This window comes from Halomonas halophila (assembly GCF_030406665.1).
GTDB lineage: Bacteria > Pseudomonadota > Gammaproteobacteria > Pseudomonadales > Halomonadaceae > Halomonas > Halomonas halophila.
The window spans coordinates 3,140,709-3,161,725 of the sequence record NZ_CP129121.1 but is presented as its reverse complement, the minus strand read 5'-3'; the positions used below and the strand labels follow the sequence as shown (position 1 = coordinate 3,161,725).

At 69.3% G+C, this 21,017-nt stretch carries 17 protein-coding genes and 1 tRNA gene; 11 read left to right on the top strand and 7 right to left on the bottom strand.

The genetic code is table 11. The annotated features are described in order from the left end of the window. Positions 1 to 32 precede the first annotated feature (32 nt). Entirely contained in the window at positions 33 to 1,208 is a 1,176-nt protein-coding gene (locus QWG60_RS14830) for a MalY/PatB family protein (RefSeq protein ID WP_146909244.1), read from the top strand. 57 nt (positions 1,209 to 1,265) lie between these two features. Here QWG60_RS14830 and QWG60_RS14825 read toward each other — a convergent pair whose 3' ends face one another. Continuing rightward, a complete protein-coding gene (locus QWG60_RS14825; RefSeq protein WP_046078411.1) occupies positions 1,266 to 2,213 on the bottom strand; it encodes a tetratricopeptide repeat protein in 948 nt (315 codons plus the stop codon). Positions 2,214 to 2,406: 193 nt separating this feature from the next. On the opposite strand from QWG60_RS14825, the gene QWG60_RS14820 reads away from it, so the two are divergent. Next, positions 2,407 to 3,477 (top strand): ligand-gated ion channel, encoded by a 1,071-nt coding sequence (locus QWG60_RS14820; protein ID WP_146909242.1) that lies wholly within the window; start codon positions 2,407 to 2,409, stop codon positions 3,475 to 3,477. 512 nt (positions 3,478 to 3,989) lie between these two features. Here QWG60_RS14820 and QWG60_RS14815 read toward each other — a convergent pair. Next, positions 3,990 to 4,066: transfer RNA gene (locus tag QWG60_RS14815), tRNA-Met, on the bottom strand. 202 nt (positions 4,067 to 4,268) lie between these two features. Here QWG60_RS14815 and phbB point away from each other — a divergent pair. After that, complete coding sequence (gene phbB / locus QWG60_RS14810) at positions 4,269 to 5,015, top strand: acetoacetyl-CoA reductase (RefSeq protein ID WP_146909240.1); 747 nt, start codon at positions 4,269 to 4,271, stop codon at positions 5,013 to 5,015. Between the two features lie 111 nt (positions 5,016 to 5,126). Here the strand turns inward: phbB and QWG60_RS14805 are convergent, their stop codons facing one another. After that, complete coding sequence (locus QWG60_RS14805; protein ID WP_146909238.1) at positions 5,127 to 7,910, bottom strand: DUF349 domain-containing protein; 2,784 nt, start codon at positions 7,908 to 7,910, stop codon at positions 5,127 to 5,129. Between the two features lie 257 nt (positions 7,911 to 8,167). Here QWG60_RS14805 and minC point away from each other — a divergent pair, with 257 nt between their 5' ends. The 4 genes from minC (at position 8,168) to sbcB (ending at position 11,620) form a co-directional block, all read left to right on the top strand. Then, a complete protein-coding gene (gene minC / locus QWG60_RS14800; protein ID WP_035592799.1) occupies positions 8,168 to 8,917 on the top strand; it encodes a septum site-determining protein MinC in 750 nt (249 codons plus the stop codon). Positions 8,918 to 8,988: 71 nt separating this feature from the next. Next, positions 8,989 to 9,807, top strand: a complete 819-nt coding sequence (minD, locus tag QWG60_RS14795) for a septum site-determining protein MinD (RefSeq protein WP_035592796.1) — start codon at positions 8,989 to 8,991, stop codon at positions 9,805 to 9,807. After that, positions 9,804 to 10,055, top strand: coding sequence for a cell division topological specificity factor MinE (gene minE, locus QWG60_RS14790; protein ID WP_016856346.1), 252 nt, complete (start codon positions 9,804 to 9,806; stop codon positions 10,053 to 10,055). Before minD ends, minE begins: the two co-directional genes overlap by 4 nt. Positions 10,056 to 10,129: 74 nt before the next feature. Continuing rightward, entirely contained in the window at positions 10,130 to 11,620 is a 1,491-nt protein-coding gene (gene sbcB, locus QWG60_RS14785) for an exodeoxyribonuclease I (protein ID WP_107182460.1), read from the top strand. A gap of 96 nt (positions 11,621 to 11,716) precedes the next feature. Here sbcB and QWG60_RS14780 read toward each other — a convergent pair whose 3' ends face one another. Then, positions 11,717 to 14,551 (bottom strand): insulinase family protein, encoded by a 2,835-nt coding sequence (locus QWG60_RS14780; protein ID WP_146909235.1) that lies wholly within the window; start codon positions 14,549 to 14,551, stop codon positions 11,717 to 11,719. 2 nt (positions 14,552 to 14,553) lie between these two features. After that, positions 14,554 to 15,234, bottom strand: a complete 681-nt coding sequence (locus QWG60_RS14775; RefSeq protein WP_046078405.1) for an SOS response-associated peptidase — start codon at positions 15,232 to 15,234, stop codon at positions 14,554 to 14,556. A 183-nt stretch (positions 15,235 to 15,417) separates the two neighbouring features. On the opposite strand from QWG60_RS14775, the gene QWG60_RS14770 reads away from it, so the two are divergent. Together QWG60_RS14770 and QWG60_RS14765 are read left to right on the top strand one after the other, a co-directional pair. After that, entirely contained in the window at positions 15,418 to 16,035 is a 618-nt protein-coding gene (locus QWG60_RS14770; RefSeq protein WP_035592789.1) for a TetR/AcrR family transcriptional regulator, read from the top strand. Positions 16,036 to 16,112: 77 nt separating this feature from the next. Further along, the gene (locus QWG60_RS14765; protein WP_035592814.1) at positions 16,113 to 16,739 is read left to right on the top strand and encodes a 1-acyl-sn-glycerol-3-phosphate acyltransferase; all 627 of its coding nucleotides are present in this window, start codon (positions 16,113 to 16,115) and stop codon (positions 16,737 to 16,739) included. Between the two features lies 1 nt (position 16,740). On the opposite strand, the gene QWG60_RS14760 is transcribed toward QWG60_RS14765, so the two are convergent. Both QWG60_RS14760 and QWG60_RS14755 read right to left on the bottom strand, forming a co-directional pair. Next, positions 16,741 to 18,027 (bottom strand): HlyC/CorC family transporter, encoded by a 1,287-nt coding sequence (locus QWG60_RS14760; protein WP_035592787.1) that lies wholly within the window; start codon positions 18,025 to 18,027, stop codon positions 16,741 to 16,743. Between the two features lie 59 nt (positions 18,028 to 18,086). Continuing rightward, positions 18,087 to 18,887 carry a cytochrome C assembly family protein gene (locus tag QWG60_RS14755; protein ID WP_035592785.1) on the bottom strand — a complete coding sequence of 267 codons (801 nt, stop codon included), beginning with the start codon at positions 18,885 to 18,887 and terminating at the stop codon, positions 18,087 to 18,089. Positions 18,888 to 19,107: 220 nt separating this feature from the next. Here QWG60_RS14755 and ffh point away from each other — a divergent pair, with 220 nt between their 5' ends. Then, a complete protein-coding gene (gene ffh / locus QWG60_RS14750; protein ID WP_046078404.1) occupies positions 19,108 to 20,547 on the top strand; it encodes a signal recognition particle protein in 1,440 nt (479 codons plus the stop codon). 206 nt (positions 20,548 to 20,753) lie between these two features. After that, the gene (gene rpsP / locus QWG60_RS14745; RefSeq protein ID WP_035592782.1) at positions 20,754 to 21,002 is read left to right on the top strand and encodes a 30S ribosomal protein S16; all 249 of its coding nucleotides are present in this window, start codon (positions 20,754 to 20,756) and stop codon (positions 21,000 to 21,002) included. Positions 21,003 to 21,017: the final 15 nt, after the last annotated feature.

Below are 21,017 nucleotides of genomic sequence, written 5' to 3'. Positions count from 1 at the left end.
ATTGTTCATGGCCTCTGGGAGCAGGGAACGCAATGGAGTTCGATTTTGCCACGCCCGTGGAGCGACGCCACCCGCCCGAGGGCGACTGGCCGTCACAGAAATGGCATCGGTACGGCGAGGACGTGCTGCCGCTGTGGGTCGCCGACATGGACTTCCGCTCGCCGCCGGCGGTGATCGAGGCGCTGCGCGCCCGGGTCGACCACGGCGTCTACGGCTACGGCCGGGTGCCGGATAGCCTGCGCCAGGCGCTGTGCGACTGGAGTGCCACGCACTACGGCTGGGACATCGCGCCCGGCTGGCAGCTGTGGCTGCCGGGGGTGGTGCCGGCGCTGCATCTGGCCAGCCTGGCGCTGACCGAGCCGGGCGACGGCGTGCTGACGGTGACGCCGATCTATCCGCCCTTCCTGCAGGTGGCCGAGCGCACCGGTCGCCTGGCCCAGCAGGCCGCGATGCGTCCGCCCGAGACGCCGGGCGACGATTGGCGGCTGGACCTCGACGCCCTGGAAGCGGCGATCACCCCCAAGACCCGGCTGCTGCTGTGGTGCCAGCCGCACAATCCCACTGGCCGCGTGTGGCGCGACGACGAGCTCGACGGCTTGGCCGAGCTGGTCGAGCGCCACGATCTGATCGTGGTCTCCGACGAGCTGCACGCCGACCTGATGCTCGACGAGGGGGCACGGCACCGGCCGCTGGCCGCCGCCTATCCGCAGCTGGCCGAGCGGATCCTGACGCTGTGGGCGCCGTCGAAGACCTTCAACCTGGCCGGGCTGACCGCCGCCTGCGCGGTGATTCCCGATGCCGGCCTGCGTCGCCGTTTCGCGGCCATGGCCAAGGGGCTGCAGCCGGACGGCAACGTGCTCGGCCTGGTGGCCGCCGAGGCCGCCTATCGTCACGGCGATCCCTGGCGCCAGGCGCTGCTCGAGACACTGCGTACCCATCGGGCGCGGCTGATTGAGCGCGTGGCGCGCTGGCCGGGCGTGACCATGACGCCGCCCGAGGCCACCTATCTGGCCTGGCTCGACCTGCGCGAGGCGCCGGCACTGGAGGGCGTGGCCTCGCCCCAGCGCGTGCTGCTCGACCGCGCCGGGGTGGCGCTGTCCGACGGGGCGCCCTTCGGTCGGCCGGGCTTCGCGCGGCTCAACTTCGGCACCACCGCGACCCAGCTGGAAGCGGCGCTGGCGCGGCTGGACGGCGTGCTGGGGGCCTGACGCGACGCCGCCGCCCTCCGGAGAAGGGCGGCGGCGTTCGCTCGGTCCGGTCGCGGCTCAGTAGAGCAGGGCGAACAGCTTGCGGCGGTAGGTGGCGGTCAGCGGATGATCGTTGCCCAGGGCGTCGAAGACCCGCAGCAGGGTCTTGCGCGCGGCATCGTCGCCATAGGCGCGGTCCTGCTTCATCAGCGTCAGCAGCGCCTCCAGGCCGGCCTCGTACTGGCCGTCGGCCACCTGGCGCAGGGCGCGCTGGTACCGGGCCTCGCTGTCGTCGCGGCCTTCCAGGGCGGCCATTGCCTCGCGGGACGGGGCCTCCTCACCGAACTCGATGCTGGCGCGCACGCCGCGGGCCGGCGCGGCGTCGCGCTCCTCCGGCGGCAGGGCGTCGAGCAGCGCACGGGCCTCGTCCGACTCGCCGGCGGCCACCAGGGCGCGGGCCAGCTCCACCTTGTAGGGGCCGTAGTCCGGCCACTGTTGGGCGAGCTCGGCGTAGATCGCGCGGGCGGTCTCGGCATCGCCGGCCTCCAGCGCGGCGGCGGCCTGCTCCTCGGGGCTCTCCTGCACGCCCTCGGGCTCCGGGAAGTACTTACCCAGCCACTCGCGGATCTGTTTCTCGGGCAGCGCGCCCTGGATCTGGTCGACCAGGCCGCCCTGGCTGATCAGCTTGACGTCCGGCACCGAGCGCACGCCCAGCTGGGCGGCGATGTCCTGGTTGTCGTCGATGTTGAGCTTGGCCAGCAGGAAGGCGCCGTTGTACTCGCGGGTCAGCTTCTCCAGCACCGGCATCAGGTTCTTGCACGGCTCGCACCAGGGCGCCCAGCAGTCGAGCAGCACCGGCACCTGCATGGAGGTCTCGAGCAGCTGCTGGATGTTGCTGCGGTCGACATCGATGATCAGGTCATCGCGCTGCGCGGCCTGGCTTCCGCCCTGGGCGGCACCGGAGGCGGCGTCGGCCTGGCTGTCGGAGGTGAGCGGCTCACCGGTACGGGGATCGACGATCGGCATGGTGATCTGGCCTTGAACGGAATGAGTTTGCTCAGTAGATGCGGGCCCGAGTCGCCGACTTCAAGGGGCGTGGCAGGATCGACGGAGAAGCGGCGCGCGGGGCGTGCGGCGACTATGCTGCCGGTAGGGAGACGACCGGCACCGTGCCCTGGAGCGGTCCGGTGTCGTCTGCCGATGGCAGGGAGGAGTCGACGTGGGGAGATTCGTCGTTCATGGCGTCTCGGCCGGGCGTCGGCCGCCTCGCTGGTTCATCGGGTGTCTGGCGCTTGCGCTGATGGTCGGCTGCGCCGTCGCTCGGGCCGCCGAGCCCCCCGGCCTCTGCGTGCTGCCGGAGCTTGCGACCGACGAGCGTCCGCTCCCCGACGGGCCGCCCACCACGGTCGAGGTGGGCTGGGGCATCGTCGACGTGCTCGATATCGACGACGTCAATCAGCGCCTGGAGGGCGATTTCCTCCTGACCCTGGCCTGGGTAGACCCGCGGCTCGAGGAGCAGGAGGGCTGTCGCTTCCAGCGTTCCCGCGTCTGGGTGCCGCGCGTCACGCTGTTCAACTCCTTCTCGCTCACCGCACGGCGCGCCAACCTGCTCGATCAGGTCGTGGTCGAGACCGAGGGGCGGGTGGTCTACCAGCAGCGCTATGGCGGCAGCATTTCCACCTATCATCCGCTGCGGGATTTTCCTTTCGACCGCCAGGCATTCCTGTTTCGGGTCGGCTCGGTGGAATCGGGACCCGATCAACTGATGCTGGCGCCGATGTCGGAGCGCACCTTCCTGGCCCGGCGGCTCAATATCGAGGGCTGGCGGATCACCGGGCTCGAGACGGCGGTGGCGACCGAGGCGGTGCCGGCACTCAACGCGGAGCGCAGCATCTTCACCGCGACGCTCGAGGCCGAGCGAGTCTCCAGTTACTACGTGTTCAAGATCGTCCTGCCGATGGGCTTCATCGTGATGATGTCCTGGGCGATCTTCTGGGTGCCGCCCCAGCGCTATGAGTTCCAGATCGGCCTCGGCGCCACCTCGATGCTGACCCTGATCGCCTTCCAGTTCTCGATGTCCGGCTATCTGCCCAGGCTCGGCTACTTCACCATCGCCGATCGACTGGTGGTATGGGCGACGATCATGGTGTTCCTGGCGATCCTCAACGCGATCGTGACCGGGGTGCTGGTCGGCGCCGATCGCGAGGCCACCGCCGTGCGAGTGGATCGCCTGAGCCGCTGGCTATTTCCGCTGCTGCTGTTGCTCGGCTGGGGCAGCGTGCTGCTGTAGGCAAAGGCGTTTGTCCCTTCTTGGATTTGTGAAGCGCCGAGCCCGACGAGCGGTATGTCGGCATTCAGCACAAACCAAAAAAGCCAGAACCCGCAGGTTCTGGCTTTTCTCTGATATTGGGTGTCTGGGCTCGGGTTTGAGCCGATGACCATCCTTGGCTTGTGAAGAGTCGAGTCCGATGATGGGGTTTATCAATCGGCAAACGAAAAAGGCCGATGTCCCGAGACATCGGCCTTTTTCTGAAATTTGGCGGCTGGGATCGGGCATGAGCCGATGATCTTCCCGGGGTTGTGAAGAGCCGAGACCGACGAGCGGTATGCTGGCATCCAGCACAAACGAAAAAAGCCAGAACCCGTAGGTTCTGGCTTTTCTCTGATATTTGGTGCCTGAGCTCGGGTTTGAGCCAATGACCTTCCTAGGGTTGTGAAGAGTCGAGCCCGGCGATCGGGTTGATAACATCCGCAAAAACGAAAAAAGCCAATGTCCTGAGACATCGGCCTTTTTCTTATGTTTGGTAGCGGGGACCGGATTTGAACCGATGACCTTCGGGTTATGAGCCCGACGAGCTACCAGACTGCTCCACCCCGCATCAACGTGAGGCACATTATACAGAGAACCTGACCTGCGTCAACCCCGCCTCGAGCCGTCTCCGGGGGCCTCGTGTTGTCCGCTTCACCTGGTCCATACTCGAGACGAGCTGTCACGAAAATGACAGCCGGGCAGACGAGACTGTCTCGAGGGGCCGGGCCCGCCGCCCGGCCGCAGGTTGTATATCACCAGGGAGAGCATCAATGACAACATCCACTGCCGTAGCCTGGGTCACCGGAGGCACCGGGGGAATCGGAAGCGCCATCTGTCGTGCGCTGGCCGATGCCGGTTACCAGGTCGTCGCTGGATATCACAATCCCGAGAAGGCCCAGGCCTGGCTCGAGCAGCAGAAGGCCGACGGCTACGAGAATATCGCCCTGTCCGGCGTGGACCTCGCCGACTTCGATGCCTGCATGGCCGGCGCCAAGGAAATCCGCGAGACCCATGGGCCGATCAGTGTGCTGGTCAACTGCGCCGGCATCACCCGCGATGGCACCCTGAAGAAGATGAGCTCTGATCAATGGAGCGAGGTCATCGACACCAACCTCAACAGCGTCTTCAATACCTGCCGTAGCGTGATCGAGGACATGCTCGAGCATAACTACGGGCGCATCGTGAACATTTCCTCGATCAACGGTCGCAAGGGGCAGTTCGGCCAGGTGAACTACGCCGCGGCCAAGGCCGGCATGCACGGCCTGACCATGTCGCTGGCCCAGGAGACCGCGACCAAGGGCATCACCGTCAACACGGTGTCGCCGGGCTATATCGCCACCGACATGATCATGAAGATTCCCGAGAAGGTGCGCGAGGCGATTCGCGAGACCATTCCGGTCAAGCGCTACGGCACGCCGGAGGAGATTGCTCGCCTGGTGGTGTTCCTGGCCGATCAGGAGTCCGGCTTCATCACCGGTGCCAACGTCGACATCAACGGCGGCCAGTTCATGGGCTGAGTCGAGAACAACAAGCGGCCCGACGAGGCCGTGCCCGGCAGAAGCGAACGCGAGGCCATGGCCTCGCGTTCGCGTTTCGGGGCGCAGGAAGAGGCGCCGCCCCTGGGCGGCTCAGGGGGGCGGCAGGCGGGTCAGGGTCTCGAGGGTGTGATCGAGTTCGCCGACCTCGCGCTCCCACAGCGTCGGCGAGACCGGGCCGGTGGCCAGCAGCTCGATCAGCACGCCTCGCAGTTCCTCGGCGCGGGAGGGCGTGTGCCCGAGGTTCTCGTTGAGCCGTTCGACCTGGATGGCCAGCCGCAGCGGGTCGTCCTGGCGGTGGCTGGTGTCGCCGGCCAGCAGCGCCAGATGGACGCGCAGGCGCGCCAGACGCTCCTCGACCTCGGTGGCCGGCGGCGGATCGCGGCGGGCGGCGTTGCGCGCGTCGTGGGCGTCCTTCAGCGTGTCGGGCAGCTCGGCGGGGGCCGGCACGTCCTGGCATTCGCCGCCGTTCTGCGCGGCCGCGTCCGCTTCCAGGTGGGCCTCCAGCAGCGGGCGTGCCCGGCGCCAGCGCTCGACCACTTCGGCGAGCGCCAGGCGCGCCAGGCGCTCGCGCCTAGCGCGCACGATGCCGGACCAGCGGCGGCGCATGCCCTCGCTGCGGCGCCCGGCGGGCAGCGGCTCCAGCGCGGCGGCTTCCTGGACGGCCTCGTCGAGCGACGCCGTGTCGTCGCTGCGCGCCGGCTGCCAGGCGTCAATGCGGTCGATCAGCGCCTGCATGGCGTCGAGCCGGTCGCGGTGGCGCTGGGCCTGGTCGCTGCGGTCGGCGTCGCGCTGGGCGAAGATCTCGTCGCACAGGTGGCGAAACTCGCGCCACAGCGTCTGCTCCTCCCCCTTGGGCGCGCGGCCCAGCTCGCGCCAGCGGCGCTGCAGGGCCTTGGCCTGCTCCGCACGGCGCTTCGCCGGCTGGTCGCCGTCGCGCAGGGCCCGGGCCTCCTCGATCAGCCCGCGCTTGGCCTCGGCGATCTCGCCGGCGCGCTTCTCGATCAGCGCCTGAAGAGCGTGGCGGATGCGGCCGAAGCGCCGGCCGATGGCCTCGGCCTCACTCCGCGGCACCGGTGACAGTCGTCGCCACTGCTGGCGGGCGCGGTCGCGAATCTCCCGTAGCGCGTCCGGATCGGCCGCGGCGGCGGGCTGGTCGAGCAGGTGCTCGAGCTGGTCGCACAGGGTCTGACGGGCCGTCAGATTGGTCTGTCGCTGGCGGCCCTGGTGAGTCCGCCACTCGCGCAGGCGTTCGTGGATGCGGTCCGAGGCGGCCCGGAAGGCCGTGGACTGATCGCGGTTGGCGGCGGCGTCGCCCAGGTCGCGCCATTCCTTCACCAGTCGGCGGTGGCGCCGGTCGAGCTCGGCGTCGTCCAGCTCTTCCTCCTCGGCCAGGGCCTGGATGGCCTCGCACAGCTGGGTGCGCTTGGGGCCGGCGACGAAGCCGCGCCAGTCGCGCAGCTCGGCCAGTCGGGCGCCGAGGCGCTTGAGCCGGGCGGCCGGTTCGCTGCGCCGGGCCTCGGGCAGGTAGTCGATTTGCTGGCGCAGGCTCTGGTGGAGCCGGTTCGCGCCCTTGAAGGCACCGTTGTCGAGCAGGCGTTCCAGGCGGTCCAGGTCATCGCCCACGCGGGCCAGGCGCGCCTCGAGATCACCGGGCTCGGCCGCTTCGCCGGCCTCGTCGGCCAGGCGCCAGCCGGCGCGCTGCAGCAGCGGGGATGGCGGCAGGTCGTCGGGCCAGTCGCAGTCCTCGACGAGTTCGGCCAGCCGGACGTCGTCGCCGTCGCGCAGCGCCTTTTCGATGGCCTCGGCACGCTCGTCGAGGCGCTCCCGGGCCTCGACGATGCGGGCGAAGTCCGCCAGCGCCGCGTCATAGCGCTGGCGCAGCGTCTCGTCGGCGAGATGCTGTTCGGAGAGCGCCTGCCAGCGGGTCGCCAGCAGCTGTTTCTGGGCGCGCAGGCTGGCGATGTCCTGATCGGCGAGGCGCTGGGCGTTATGTAGCCCGTCGAGGCTTTCCTCCAGGGCGTCGATCAGTGCCTCGCGGGCCTGGTCGGCGTCCTCGCGACGTCGCTCGGCCGCGTCCTGGGCCTGTTCGTGGGCCTCGTGGTCGCTGAGCGTCTTGCGGCAGCGCAGGCAGGCCTCCTGATAGCGACGTTCCTGCTCGGCGCTCGGCATGTCGGACAGGCTCGCCCATTCGCGCATCAGGTGGCGGAAGCGGGCACCGAACATCGGCTCCCAGGCGGAGTGGCCGAGGGTCTCCAGCTTGCCCAGCAGCGCTTCGCGGCGTTCCCGAGCCGCGGCCAGCGAGGCCGCGTCGGCACGTCGCCGCTGCAGGCGCTCCCGGGCCTGGCGCACCACCTGGCGGTCGCGTCTTGCGTCCTGGATCAGCCGCTGCAGGCCGGCCTCGCTCTCGACCCGGGCCGCGGCCGCCTGGCGCACGGCGGCGATGCCGTTGTCGCAGGCCTGGCGGATCAGGGCCTCCTCGTCGTCGAGGCGAGCCAGGGCGGCCAGGCGCAGTTGCTGGTTGTCGCCCTCCAGGACGAGGCGCTCGGCCAGATCGGCGTCGTCCAGGGATTCCGCCAGGGCGATGCGGGCGGGCAGGTCCAGCTGGCCGTCGCGGCCGCTCAGCAGGGCCACCAGCCGCTCGCTCAGTTCCGCGCTCTCGCCCCCCTCGTGTCGCAGGGCCAGCAGCCGCTGCGGTTCCTCGAGCCGCGCCAGCGCCTCGCGACGGACGTCGGGATCGGCGTCCGTCGCCAGGCGCTCGAGCCGGGCGAGCTGAGCGGTCTGTGCGGGATCGAGGCGGGCGATGGCCTGGCGGCGTACCTCGGGATTCGGGTGCTGCCAGCGGGGGGCGAACAGGCGGCGGAGGAGTCCTGGCATGGGAGATCCTGAGAGTGGTCGGCGAGCCTGGCATGACGGACCGGCGCGCTGATGCGTGAGACGCGCCGCAATGGCGCGCTATCATTGAATTATCTAAGCATGCGGCGTGCCGGCAGAAAAGGGCGCGATGTGCGACTGTAGCCGTTACGAGACACTGACAAGCCGCCCGGGCGTGACATATGATCGGTTGCGGGATCGGGGGGACTCGCATAGCTTGTGAGCAGGTCCCCGACCATCATCCGACGTGGAGTTCGGCCATGAGCCTCAAAGTGGACAGGGATGGGATGGCTTTCACCTTCAAGGGCGGCATGCTGCCGATGACGGTCATGGAACTGACCAGCGCCGACCCCGAACGCATTCGCGAACAGCTTGCCGGCAAGCTCAGCCAGTCACCCGCTTTCTTCCAGCATACCCCGGTGGTGCTCAGCGTCGAGCAGCTCGACGAGCCGCATCTGGCGCTCGAGCGGATCTGCGCCGTGTGCCGGGCCCACAAGCTGCTGCCGGTGGCGGTGCGGGGCGGTGCCGACCCCGTCAAGCAATCGTCCTGGGCGCTGGGGCTCGGCTGGTTCCCGCCCCAGGAAGCCGGGCGACCGCGCACCCTGGAGAGCGTGCCCGTCGGCGACGACGCTCCGGCGGCCGAGGCGCCCATCGCGGACGAGCCGGCACCGTCGACCGGCGCGGTGGGGCGCATCTATCGCGGCACCGTGCGTTCCGGACAGCAGGTCACCGCGCCCGAGGGTGATCTGGTGGTGGTAGGCGCGGTCAACGCCGGCGCCGAGGTGCTGGCCGGCGGCAGCGTCCATGTCTACGGGGCCCTGCGCGGTCGGGCCCTGGCCGGCATCCATGGCGATGCCGGGGCGGCGATCTTCTGTCGCGAGCTGCGCGCCGAGCTGCTCTCGGTGGCCGGCAACTACAAGCGGCTCGAGGATATCGATCCCCGGCTGCTGGGCACCGGGGTGCAGGTGCGCCTGAACGACGACCAGCTGGGCATCGCCCCGCTGGACTGACGCGCGGGCGACGATGCGGCGGCCCGTGACCGGGCCGCCCTTTCCATTACATGACAGACAGGATGTGACACTTGGCCAAGATCATCGTTGTGACCTCCGGCAAGGGTGGGGTCGGCAAGACAACCAGTGCGGCCGCCATCGCGACGGGCCTGGCGCTGCGGGGCCAGAAGACCGCCGTCATCGACTTCGACGTGGGGCTGCGTAACCTCGACCTGATCATGGGCTGCGAGCGGCGCGTGGTCTATGACCTGGTCAACGTCATCCAGGGCGAGGCCGGGCTCAACCAGGCGCTGATCCGTGACAAGCGGGTCGACAACCTGCATATCCTGCCGGCCTCCCAGACCCGCGACAAGGACGCCCTGACGCTGGAAGGCGTCGAGACCGTGCTCAACACGCTGAACAAGGACTTCGACTACATCGTCTGCGATTCTCCGGCGGGCATCGAGCGCGGCGCCCAGCTGGCCATGTACTTCGCCGACGAGGCGATCGTGGTCACCAACCCCGAGGTGTCCTCGGTGCGTGACTCCGACCGCATCCTCGGGCTGCTGGCCTCCAAGACCCGGCGCGCCGAACGCGGCGAGGAGCCAATCAAGGAGCACCTGCTGATCACCCGCTACAACCCGAACCGGGTGGACAGCGGCGACATGCTCAACCTCGAGGACATCCAGGAGATCCTGGCCATCAAGCTGGTCGGCCTGATCCCCGAGTCCGAGGCGGTGCTACGGGCCTCGAACCAGGGCGTGCCGGTCACCCACGACGATCAGAGCGACGCGGGCCAGGCCTATTCCGACACCGTGGCCCGCCTCATGGAAGAAGACGTGCCGCTGCGCTTCCACCAGTATCAGAAGAAAGGGCTGCTCAGCCGCATGTTCGGAGGAAATCGCCGGTGAAGCTACTCGAATTCCTGAAGCGCGAGCGCAAGAAATCCGCCTCCGTCGCCAAGGAGCGGTTGCAGATCATCGTCGCGCACGAGCGCAGCCAGCGCGGCCAGCCGGACTACATGCCGATGCTCGAGCAGGAGCTGCTGGAGGTGATTCGCCGCTACGTCCAGGTCGACGATGAAGCGGTCAACATCTCCCTCGACAGCGAGGACAACTGTTCCGTGCTGGAGCTCAACGTCACCCTGCCACGGGGCTGAGCAGCGGCTGAGTCGTCGTGCCCCCTGTGCTAGGCTTGGGGGCCGTTTCCTATGCCCGCTCGGAGAGCTCGCCCATGGCGAAGTCGCAAGCCGCCCCCCTGACCTTCCTCTGGCACGACTACGAGACCTTCGGGGCCGACCCGCGCCGCGATCGGCCCTCCCAGTTCGCGGCGATTCGCACCGACGCCGAGTTCAACGAGATCGGCGAGCCCATCGAGCTGTTCTGCAAGCCCGCCGACGACTACCTGCCGCATCCCCAGGCCTGCCTGATCACCGGCATCACGCCGCAGCAGGCGCGCCGCCGCGGGCTGCCCGAGGCCGAATTCGCCGGCCGGGTGATGGACGCTATGAGCCAGCCCGGCACCTGCGTGGTGGGTTACAACAACGTGCGCTTCGACGATGAGGTCGGTCGCCACCTGTTCTACCGCAACCTGCTCGACCCCTATGCCCGGGAGTGGCAGAACGGCAACTCGCGCTGGGATCTGATCGACGTGGTGCGGGCCTTCCACGCCCTGCGCCCCGAGGGCATCGAGTGGCCGACCCGCGAGGACGGCTCGCCGAGCTTCAAGCTCGAGCATCTGACCGCCGCCAACGGCATCGAGCATGCCGGCGCCCACGATGCGCTGGCCGACGTGCGGGCGACCATCGCCCTGGCCCGCCTGCTGCGCGACTGCAACGCCAACCTCTTCGATTACCTGCTGGCCCAGCGCGGCAAGCGCCAGGTGGCGCGACAGCTCGACGTGCCGGGCCGCAAGCCGATACTGCACGTTTCGCGGCGCTACCCGGCCAGCCGCGGCTGCAGCGCCCTGGTGATGCCGCTGGCCGAGCATCCGACCAATCCCAACGGGGTGATCGTCTACGACCTCTCGGTGGACCCCGAGCCGCTGCTGACGCTCACGCCCGAGCAGATTCGCGAGCGGGTCTTCGTCAGCAACGACGACCTGGCCGAGGGCGAGTCGCGGATCCCGCTCAAGGTCATCCACATCAACAAGTGCCCGGTGGTGCTGCCCGCCAGCGCACTCAAGGACGTCGCCGGCCCCCGCCAGGGCGAATACGGCGACATCGTCGAGCGCCTCAGCCTGGACATGGCCGCCTGCCGCCGGCATTGGAAGACCCTGACCGATCACCCCGAGGTAATCGCTCGGGTCAGCGAGGTGTTCGCCGCGCCGCCGCCCGAGCCGCCCCACGATCCCGATCTGATGCTCTACGCCGGCGGCTTTTTCTCGCCCTCGGACCGCCAGCAGATGGAGCGGGTGCGGGCCACCGATCCCTGGGATCTGGTGGGGGCGGGCTTCGCCTTCCAGGATCCACGGCTGGAGGAGATGCTGTTCCGCTATCGGGCGCGCAGCTATCCGGACACCCTGACCGGCGAGGAGCAGGCGCGCTGGGAGGCCTTCCGCTGGGAGCGCATGAACGACGCCGCCGTGGCCGGCTTCACGCTCAAGGAGTTCGCCCGCGAGATCGACCGCCTGAACCAGGGCGCGCTCGGCGACCGCGAGCGTCAGATCCTCGAGGAGCTGGTGATGCACGTGGAGGCGATGATGCCGGCCCAGGCCTTCGGCTGACCGGCCGCGCCTTTTTCGCTGCCCCTGACCCTCTGCCCCTGAACGACGACGCCCGGCCAATCGGCCGGGCGTCGTCGTGTCGGGGAAGGCGATGCCTCAGTCGTCGCCGTCGGGCAGCGGCGGCAGGTCGGCCTTGAGCGCCATGACGTCACTGGCGGCGTCGCCCGGGTCGTGAGTGATCTGCACCGCGGCGCCGTCGATCAGGTTCGGCCACAGCTCGCGCAGCGCCTCGGGCGTCACCGTCAGGGCGCGCTCGGCCAGGCGCCGACGACGTTCGAAGTCGCCGCCGCTGATCGCCAGTGCCTGCCACAGCCGGTTGGTGCGGGCCGAGAGGCTGGGATCGCGGGTCAGCAGGTCGTCGTGGACTGCCTGGCGATAGGGCGTCAGGGCCTCGTCGTCGAGTTCGCCCAGCCGATCGCCGAAGCCGGTCAGGAAGGCGTCGATGCGCTGCTGGATGGTGGCGCTGTCGGTGCCGGGCGATTGCACGAGGAAGCCGAGGCCCGGGGCGTCGAGCAGCGGCCGGTAGCCGGCGTTGACGATGTAGCCGAGTTGCTGTTCGGTGCGCAGCTGCTGATAAAAGGGCGTCTCCAGCAGGCGGCCGAGCACCGCCAGCCGGGACTGGCTGTCCAGCGAGCGGTCCGGCCCCTGGAGGTAGCGCATCACCAGGTATTCATCGCGGGCGGTGTCCGGGGTCAGCGCCGGCAGGCCCTCGCCGACGCGCAGCGGCGTCAGCTCGGGGATCGCCGAGGTTTCCAGCCGCGGCGACAGCGCCTCGGCCACCGCTCTGGCCTGGCGGGTCGCGGCCTCGGTGTGCTGGTTGCCCACCGCCATGGCCTCCAGGTGCAGGTTCGCCAGGAAGTCGTCGCGGAAGTCGCGAAGCGCCTCGGCGTCCAGCGCGTCGCTGGCGTCGAGCAGCGCCTCCGGCGACCACTGCGGGCGGATCAGCGCCTCGGTCAGGGTACGGCCGGCCTGGCGATAGAGGTCGTCCTGGGGCGCGTTGCGCCACCGCTGGCGCAGCTGATGGCGGACCCGGGCGACGTCGGCGGCCTCGATCGTGCTGTGCCGCAGCTGATCGAGCACCCGCGCGATCAGCGCCTGCTGGCCGTCCCGCCAGCCGGAGAACGACAGGGTGATGCCGCGGGCGTGGGCATAGGCCTCGAAGCCGTGACCGGCCAGGCGGGCGGGGTAGAGCGCCTCGTTGAGGCTGTCGCCGAGCCAGCCGGCGAGCAGGCGCGACAGGGCGGCGTCCCGGGCGTTCCGGCTGGCATCGGGATACTGCAGGCTGAAACGCCATTCGACCCGCGGCGTGCCGAAGCTGTCATCGCGCATCTGCCAGAAGGCGAACTCGGGCGTGTCGATGCGCTGCACCGGCGCCTCGTCCTTGCCCTCCAGCAGGGTGAAGTCCTCGGCCACGTAGGGGTTGGGCTCGGGCAGGGCGAGGCCGGCCAGGGGCTCGGCCTCGCCGACGCCGGGGTCGGCCGGCGACCAGCCGACGTCGAACCAGGGCGTCTGCGCGTCGCCCTCGACCTCAGGGCCGCTGTACAGGCGCAGCATGTTGGCGGGGCGCAGCGCGTCCAGCCAGTCGTTGATGCGCTCGGCGTCGAAGCCGTCCATGCGATAGGGGGCGTAGATGACGTCCTTGAGCGGATAGCGGGAGAGGCCGGTGGCCAGGCGCATGGCGGTGCTCAGGGCGCTGCCGTGCTCCTGGAAGCGGAAGTCCTGCTCGGCGAGTCGGGCCTGCTCCTCATAGCGCCAGGCCTCGACGCCGTGGTTGCGGATCGCGCCGATGGCGGCGAACAGGCTGGCCTGGATGCGTTCGCGGTGCTTCGCGCCCTCCGGCGTCAGGCTGATGTCGACGCTGAACAGGGCGTGGCGACCGTCGCCGCGGGTGGTGCCGGCGGAAAGCCCGTCGGCCCAGCCGGCCTCGCGCAGGGCGTCGAGCAGGCTGCCTTCGCCCTCGTGGCCCAGCAGGTTGGCCAGATAGCTGGCCGGCTTCAGGCGATAGGCCGCCTCGGGATCGGGGACCGGGAAGTAGAAGGTCAGACGGCGGTCGTCGCGAAGTGCGTGCAGCTCGGCGGCGGCGGGCGTCTGCGCCGGTGTCGCCAGCGGGGCGGCGATCTCGGGGCGCGACAGGCCGCGGTCGGGAACGTCGGCGAAGTCCTCCCGCACCAGGGCCTCCATCTCGTCCAAGGGCTGGGGCGCGACCACCGCCAGGTGCATGACGTTGGCCCCGTAGTGGCGCTCGTAGAAGTCGATCACCCGCTGGCGCAGCGGGAGCTCGCCCTCCGGTCGATCGGCCAGCGTCTCGTTGCTGCCCACGGAGAAGCGCGTCGTGGGGTGCTCGGGATTGAGCATCTCCTCGAGCACCGAGGCGTGGCGGCGGCCGGCGTTGCGCTTGCGGGCCTGATACTCGGAGTGCACCACCTGGCGCTCGCTGGCCAGTCGATCGGCGTTGAACAGCGGGTCGACGAAGAAGTGGCTGAAGCGATCCAGGGTGCCGTCCAGGGCCTCGGGGTCCACCGAGAAGAAGTAGTTGGTGTCCTGGGAAGCGGTGTAGGCATTGTGCTGGCCGCCGTGGCGCGACAGATAGCTTTGGTAGGCGTCGGCCTCGGGATAGGCCTCGGTGCCCAGGAACAGCATGTGCTCCAGGTAGTGGGCCAGGCCGGCCAGGTCGTCCGGGTCCTGGGCGCTGCCCACGTCCACGTTCAACGAGGCGGCGGCCTTGTCCGCCTCGGGGTCGCTGACCAGCAGCACGGTGAGGCCGTTGTCCAGGGTCAGCGCCCGGTAGTCGCGGTCATCCGAGGGGCTGGCGATCGGCACGTCGATCGTCGCCTGGGTATCGGCGGCGGCCGGGACGGCGACGAGCGTCGGCAGCAGGGCCGCGGCCAGGGCGAGGGACAGTACCCGGTGAGGGCGGCGGTGTCGGGTCATCTTCACTCCTTCGATGGACGGCGCAGCATGGGGCCGACGGGATGGGCGCAGGCGGCCTCCTGGCAGCCGGGATCGTTCACACGTCTTGATACCGGAAAGGCGCCCAACAGTTCCCCGGGCGCCGGTGCCAGCAGCGCGTGAAGCGTCGCCGGCGGGGTGGCCGGATCGAGCCACTGCCCGGCCTTGGCGGGGGGGATCACCGCCGGCAGGCGGTCGGTGAGCGGCGACAGCAGGTCGTTGGCCGGCACCGTGATCAGCGCCAGGGAGTCATGGAAGGCGGTGAGATCGGTGTGGAAGCGGCACCACAGCCCGGCCAGCAGCAACGGGCCGCGGTCGGCCCGGGTCACCAGGAAGGGCTGCTTGGCCCGGGGCTGGGGCTTCCAGACATAGACGCCGGCCGCCGGCACCAGGCAGCGCCGGGCGGCGAAGGCCTCGCGGAACATGGGGCGCGAGGCAATCGACTCGGCCCGGGCGCAGTGCGGCGCGTGGTCCAATACGTCCAGCCAGGGCGGGGTGAGCCCCCAGAAGGCCTGGCCCAGCCGGGGGCGGCCGGCCTCGAGACGGATCATCGACAGCGGGCGGCGCGGGGCCAGATTGACGCCGGTGATCGGCGTCTCGTCCATGCCCAGGTCGGGCATCAGGCGGGCGAGGTCGAGAGGCGGAATATAAAGACGGCCGGCCATGGAACCTCCGCGGGCTGGGTGCGTCAGGGTAACCAAGACGTCTCGGCCTGGAAAGCGTCGTGGCGTGGTGGACTTGCGTTGCGCTTCAGGCGCGATATGCTAGCGGAAACAGTGTTTTCATTTCAGATCGTGGCCGGCGCCGCCCATGGTGGTGCCGCGCCGTCCCGGCCCGCGAGGATGTCGATGGCTCGTCCCAGACAGCACGCCCCCGAGGCGCTTCATGCCCAGGTGATGGCCGCCTGCGATGCCTGGCTGCAGGAGCGGCCGGTGCATACGCTGTCGCTGCGTTCCCTGGCGCGTGACGTCGGCTGCGCTCCCAGCACCTTGCTCAAGCTGTACGGCAGCTTCGGCAACCTGCTGCAGCACGTGAACATCGAGTCGCTGGCGAGCCTGCGCGCCGCCATCGACCCGCTGCTCGACGAGGCGGCACCGGATGGTCGCCTCAAGGCCCTGGCTCGGGCCTACTGGGAGTTCGCCCGTCACCAGCCGTTCCGCTGGCAGCTGATGTTCGATTATCCGCTGGCCCAGGAGGGCGAGCTCGACCAGCGTCAGAGCGACATGATCGAGGCGTTGTTCCTGCGCGTCGAGAACACCCTCAAGGAATACCAGCCGACCCTCGACGACCTCGAGGCACGCCGGCTGGGGCGTACCCTGTGGGGTAGCGTCCATGGCCTGGTGCAGCTGGGGCTCAACGAGCGCCTCGGCTACTGGCAGAGCGAGCCGCTGGAGGTCGAGGAGCTGCTCGACCAGCTGCTGACGACCCTGCTGGCCGGCCTGAAGGCGGGGTCCGACATCTCTTGACCGGTCTGCCGACCTGGGCGCTCCCGGCGCTGGCGGCGACCGCCGCGCTGGGCTGGTGCCTGCGCTCGCCGCGCCGCATGCTGCGCCGGCTGGTGTTCCTGATCATCCACCTGCTCTACCGGCTGCGCTTCCGTGGCCGCCGCCACATTCCTGCCCACGGCCCCGCCCTGGTGGTCTGCAACCACGTCAGCTTCGTCGACGCCCTGGTGGTGGGCGGCGCCAGCCCGCGCCCGCTGCGTTTCCTGATGGACCGGCCGATCTACGAGTCGCCCTGGCTGCACTGGCTGTTCAAGCTGGTGGGGGCGATCCCGGTGGACTCCGAGCGCCGGGATCCGGGCGGGCTGCGCCGTTCGCTGGATCAGGTCAGCCGGGCGCTGCGCGCCGGCGAGGTGGTGATGGTGTTTCCCGAGGGGCGCTTGACCACCGACGGCGAGATCCATCGCTTCCGGCGTGGGCTGGACCTGATCCTCGCCCGGGATCCGGTGCCGGTGGTGCCGGCGGGGCTGGCCGGCCTGTGGGGCTCCTGGACCTCGCACTACGGCGGTCGGGCGTTGACCAAGCCGCCGCGCCGCTTCCGGGCTCGGGTGGCGCTTTACTTCGGCACCCCGCTGGCGCCGGCCGAGGCCGATCGCCAGCGGGTCGAGGAGGGCGTCCGGGCGCTCAAGGCCGAGGCCGATCGCTGGGTCGCGTCTCGCGGGCGTTGAGTCAGACGTTCGCCGCTGCTGGCAGGCGTACCGCCTGCCAGCAGCGCGCCGAGGTGATCAGGTTGTCGCGCACCTCGAGGATCTCCATGCGCACCGCGCCGATCTGCAGGCACGCCGGGCCGTCGGGGAAGGATTCCAGGTGCTCGAGGATCAGCCCGTTGAGGGTCTTGGGGCCGTCGGTGGGCAGCTGCCAGCCCAGCGACTTGTTGATGTCGCGGATGTTGGCGGTGCCGTCGATGACGTGGCTGCCGTCGTCCTGCGGGTGAATCTCCTGGTCCTGGCCGGCCACGTCGGTGGTGAACTCGCCGACGATCTCCTCGAGGATGTCCTCCAGCGTCACCAGGCCTTCCACGTCGCCGTACTCGTCCACCACGATGCCGATGCGCCGCTTCTGCTTCTGGAAGTTGAGCAGCTGGGTGTGCAGCGGCGTCGACTCGGGGATGAAGTAGGGCTCCCTCGCCTCCTGGACGATGGCCGCCTTGGTCACCTCGCCACGGGACAGGAAGCGCGCCGCGTTGCGAAGGTGCAGCATGCCGATGATGTTGTTGATGTCGCCCTTGTAGACCGGCAGGCGGGTGTGCTGGCTGGTGCGGATCTGGGTCAGGATGGCGTCGAGGTCGTCGTCCAGATCGATGCCCATCACCTCGTGGCGGGGCACCATGATGTCGTTCACCGTGACGTTCTCGAGATCGAGGATCGATACCAGCATCGCCTGGTGGCGGCGCGGGATCAGCGGCCCGGCCTCATGGACCACGGTGCGCAGCTCGTCGCGGGTCAGGTTGTCGCCGCCGCCCTCGAGGGTCTTGACCCCGAGCAGCCGCAGCAGGCCGTTGGAGATGGCGTTGACCAGCCACACCAGCGGGTAGAGCAGCTTGAGCAGCGGCTCCAGCACCCGCGAGGCCGGGTAGGCGATGCGCTCCGGCTTCACCGCGGCGTAGGTCTTGGGCGTGACCTCGGCGAAGATCAGGATGGCAATGGTCAGGAGGCTGGTGGCGACGGCGGGCCCGGAGACCTCGCCGAAGAAGTGGATCGCGATGATGGTGGCGATCGAGGCCGCGAGGTTGTTGACGAAGTTGTTGCCGATCAGGATCACGCCGATCAGGCGATCGGGGCGGCCGAGCAGACGCATCACCCGCTGGGCCCGGCGCTCGCCTTCGTTGGCCCGGTGGCTCAGGCGATAGCGGTTGATCGACATCATGCCGGTCTCGGAGCTCGAGAAGAAGGCAGAGAGGCAGATGAGCAGCAGCAGCAGGCCGAACAGCAATCCCAGGGGGAAATCGTCGTTCAAGTCGAAGGATCCTCAATCGCGTATCAAGGCTTGAGTTGTAGGGACGGGGACCGGTGGTGTCAAGGACGCGCCAGCAGGATCTCGAGCACGAACTTGCTGCCGAAATAGGCCAGCAGCAGCACCAGGTAACCGCCCAGGGTCCAGCGCACCGCGCGCATGCCGCGCCAGCCCAGGCGATGGTGGCCGGTCAGCAGGGCGGCGAAGATCACCCAGGCGACCAGCGACAGTACCGTCTTGTGGACGAGGTGCTGGGCGAACATGTTGTCGACGAAGGCGAAGCCGCTGGCGATCGACAGGGTCAGCAGGATCATGCCGCCCCAGAGCAGCTCGAACAGCACCCGTTCCATGGTGGTCAGCGGCGGCAGCGACTGGACCACGCCGCGGATGTGGTGGTGACGCAGCGCCTGGTTCTGCACGCCGAGCAGCACCGCCTGGACGGCGGCGATGGCCAGCAGGGCGAAGGCCAGCGCCGCGCTCAGGGCGTGAAGGGCGATGCCGGGCGTCATGGTGCTGCCCTTCTCGGGGCTCGGCCACTCGATGGCCAGCAGCAGTACCGCGCCGGCCAGCGGGAAGAGCCCGGTGGCGACGTTGAGCACCGGCTTGAACAGGCTGACGAGCAGCAGCACCAGAACGGCGAGGGCGCCGGCCAGCACCACGCTGGTCGAGAAGCCTGGCTGCAGTGAATCGCCTGCGTCGAGCAGGCCCACGGCCAGCGGCAGGTGGCAGAGCAGGCCGGCGGCTCCGAGGCCGCGGACCAGGGTGTCCCGCGGTGCCACGCGTCGAAACAGGGTCAGGCCCTGCCAGGAAGCGGCGGCGATGTAGAAGATGAAGGCCACCAGGGCCAGGGGGAGCGCGTACATCGATGGCTATCCGTGCGCCTTCGCCAGCGTCCAGCAAGAGGAAATGGAGGTGCCACTATACCGAATCCTCCACGCGCCGCCCAGCCGGGCCCGGGCCGCTGCCATGGAGACTCGCGGCCACAAGGCGTATAATTTCGTCCCATTATGGGAAAGTCCCGCCCGGACGCGTCATGCCGGGGGCTGATGCGGCTTCCCAGGCCATCGTTTGCGGAGAGGCCCCATGTTTCAGAATCTCAGCGATCGTCTGTCCCAGACGCTCAAATCGATCAAGGGTCAGGCGCGCCTGACCGAGGACAACGTCAAGGACACCCTGCGCGAGGTCCGGCGGGCGCTGCTCGAGGCCGACGTCGCCCTGCCGGTGGTCAAGGCGTTCATCGACCGGGTGCGCGAGCGTGCCGTGGGCCAGGAGGTCTCGAAGAGCCTCTCGCCGGGCCAGCAGTTCGTCAAGATCGTCCAGCAGGAGCTCGAGGCGATCATGGGCGAGGCTAACGAGGGGCTGACCCTCAAGGGTCGCCCGGCGGTGGTGCTGATGGCCGGCCTGCAGGGCGCGGGCAAGACCACCTCCGTGGCCAAGCTGGCGCGCTACCTGCGCGAGCGTGAGAAGAAGAAGGTGCTGGTGGTGTCCGCGGACGTCTACCGCCCGGCGGCCATCGACCAGCTCGAGACCCTGGCCAAGGAGGTCGAGGTCGACTTCTTTCCGTCGAGCAGCGACCAGCAGCCGGTGGCCATCGCCGAGGCGGCGATCAAGCACGCCAAGATCCAGTTCCACGACGTGGTGCTCGTCGACACCGCCGGCCGTCTGGCCATCGACGAGGCGATGATGGCCGAGATCCAGGCCCTCGAGAACGCCGTGTCGCCGGACGAGACGCTGTTCGTGGTCGACTCCATGACCGGCCAGGACGCCGCCAACACCGCCAAGGCCTTCCACGAGGCGCTGCCGCTGACCGGTGTCATCCTGACCAAGGCCGACGGCGACGCCCGTGGCGGTGCGGCGCTGTCGGTGCGTCACGTCACCGGCAAGCCGATCAAGTTCATGGGCGTGGGCGAGAAGGTCGACGCCCTCGAACCCTTCCATCCGGACCGCGTGGCCTCGCGCATCCTCGGCATGGGTGATGTGTTGTCGCTGATCGAGGAGGCCGAGCGCACCGTCGACAAGGGCAAGGCCGAGCAGCTGGCCAAGAAGGTCAAGAAGGGCGACGGCTTCGATCTCGAGGACTTCCGCGACCAGCTCCAGCAGCTCAAGAAGATGGGCGGCATGGGCGGCCTGCTCGGCAAGCTGCCCGGCATGGGGCAGATGGCCGAGATGGCCCAGGGCCCGGGTCCCGAGAAGGAGATGGGCAAGCTCGAGGCGCTGATCAACTCGATGACGCCCAAGGAGCGCCGCAACCCCGACATCATCAACGGCTCGCGCAAGCGCCGCATCGCCGCCGGTGCCGGCCTGCAGGTGCCGGACCTCAATCGCCTGCTCAAGCAGCACAAGCAGATGCAAAAGATGATGAAGAAGGCCGGCAAGAAGGGCGGCATGCAGAAGATGATGCGCGGCATGTCCGGCATGATGGGCGGCGGCGGCCCGGGAGGCCCCGGCGGCATGGGTGGCCCGGGTGGAATGGGCGGTCCCGGCGGCATGGGCGGCCCGGGCGGTGGTCTGCCGCGGCGCTGAGGCGCCCGGCTCGCGGCCCAAAAAGGTTTCCAAGCCGGGGAGATTTCCGTAGAATGCGGCGTCTTCACTGGCAGGTCCGCGTTTTTCGCGGGCCTTCTCGTGACCGAACACCCGGCGGCGCACCCTCCGGGGTGCGGTCGATCCGACTGTCGAGGGCCTGGCCCCGACCGACAACCTCCGTAACTCAACCGAAGGACAGTCAACGCATGGTTACCATTCGTCTGGCACGTGGTGGCGCCAAGAAGCGTCCCTTCTACCACCTCACCGTGACCGATTCTCGCAAGGCCCGTGACGGCCGTTTCATCGAGCGTCTCGGCTTCTTCAACCCGGTCGCCCGCGGCCAGGAAGAGCGTCTGCGCGTCGACCTCGACCGCGTTCAGCACTGGCAGGACCAGGGCGCCCAGCTGTCCGGCCGCGTCGCCGAGCTGGTCAAGGAAGCCCGCAAGCAGGCCTGATCGGCCTGATGCCCC

Bases quoted from the DNA above. Each gene is read 5' to 3' on its own strand.
- QWG60_RS14770 (WP_035592789.1), top strand. From the start codon at position 15,418: ATGGCTCGTCCCAGACAGCACGCCCCCGAGGCGCTTCATGCCCAGGTG.
- QWG60_RS14755 (WP_035592785.1), bottom strand. From the start codon at position 18,887: ATGTACGCGCTCCCCCTGGCCCTGGTGGCCTTCATCTTCTACATCGCC.
- rpsP (WP_035592782.1), top strand. From the start codon at position 20,754: ATGGTTACCATTCGTCTGGCACGTGGTGGCGCCAAGAAGCGTCCCTTC.
- phbB (WP_146909240.1), top strand. From the start codon at position 4,269: ATGACAACATCCACTGCCGTAGCCTGGGTCACCGGAGGCACCGGGGGA.
- sbcB (WP_107182460.1), top strand. From the start codon at position 10,130: ATGGCGAAGTCGCAAGCCGCCCCCCTGACCTTCCTCTGGCACGACTAC.
- QWG60_RS14805 (WP_146909238.1), bottom strand. From the start codon at position 7,910: ATGCCAGGACTCCTCCGCCGCCTGTTCGCCCCCCGCTGGCAGCACCCG.
- minC (WP_035592799.1), top strand. From the start codon at position 8,168: ATGAGCCTCAAAGTGGACAGGGATGGGATGGCTTTCACCTTCAAGGGC.
- QWG60_RS14825 (WP_046078411.1), bottom strand. From the start codon at position 2,213: ATGCCGATCGTCGATCCCCGTACCGGTGAGCCGCTCACCTCCGACAGC.
- ffh (WP_046078404.1), top strand. From the start codon at position 19,108: ATGTTTCAGAATCTCAGCGATCGTCTGTCCCAGACGCTCAAATCGATC.
- QWG60_RS14765 (WP_035592814.1), top strand. From the start codon at position 16,113: ATGCTGCGCCGGCTGGTGTTCCTGATCATCCACCTGCTCTACCGGCTG.
- QWG60_RS14830 (WP_146909244.1), top strand. From the start codon at position 33: ATGGAGTTCGATTTTGCCACGCCCGTGGAGCGACGCCACCCGCCCGAG.
- QWG60_RS14775 (WP_046078405.1), bottom strand. From the start codon at position 15,234: ATGGCCGGCCGTCTTTATATTCCGCCTCTCGACCTCGCCCGCCTGATG.
- QWG60_RS14780 (WP_146909235.1), bottom strand. From the start codon at position 14,551: ATGACCCGACACCGCCGCCCTCACCGGGTACTGTCCCTCGCCCTGGCC.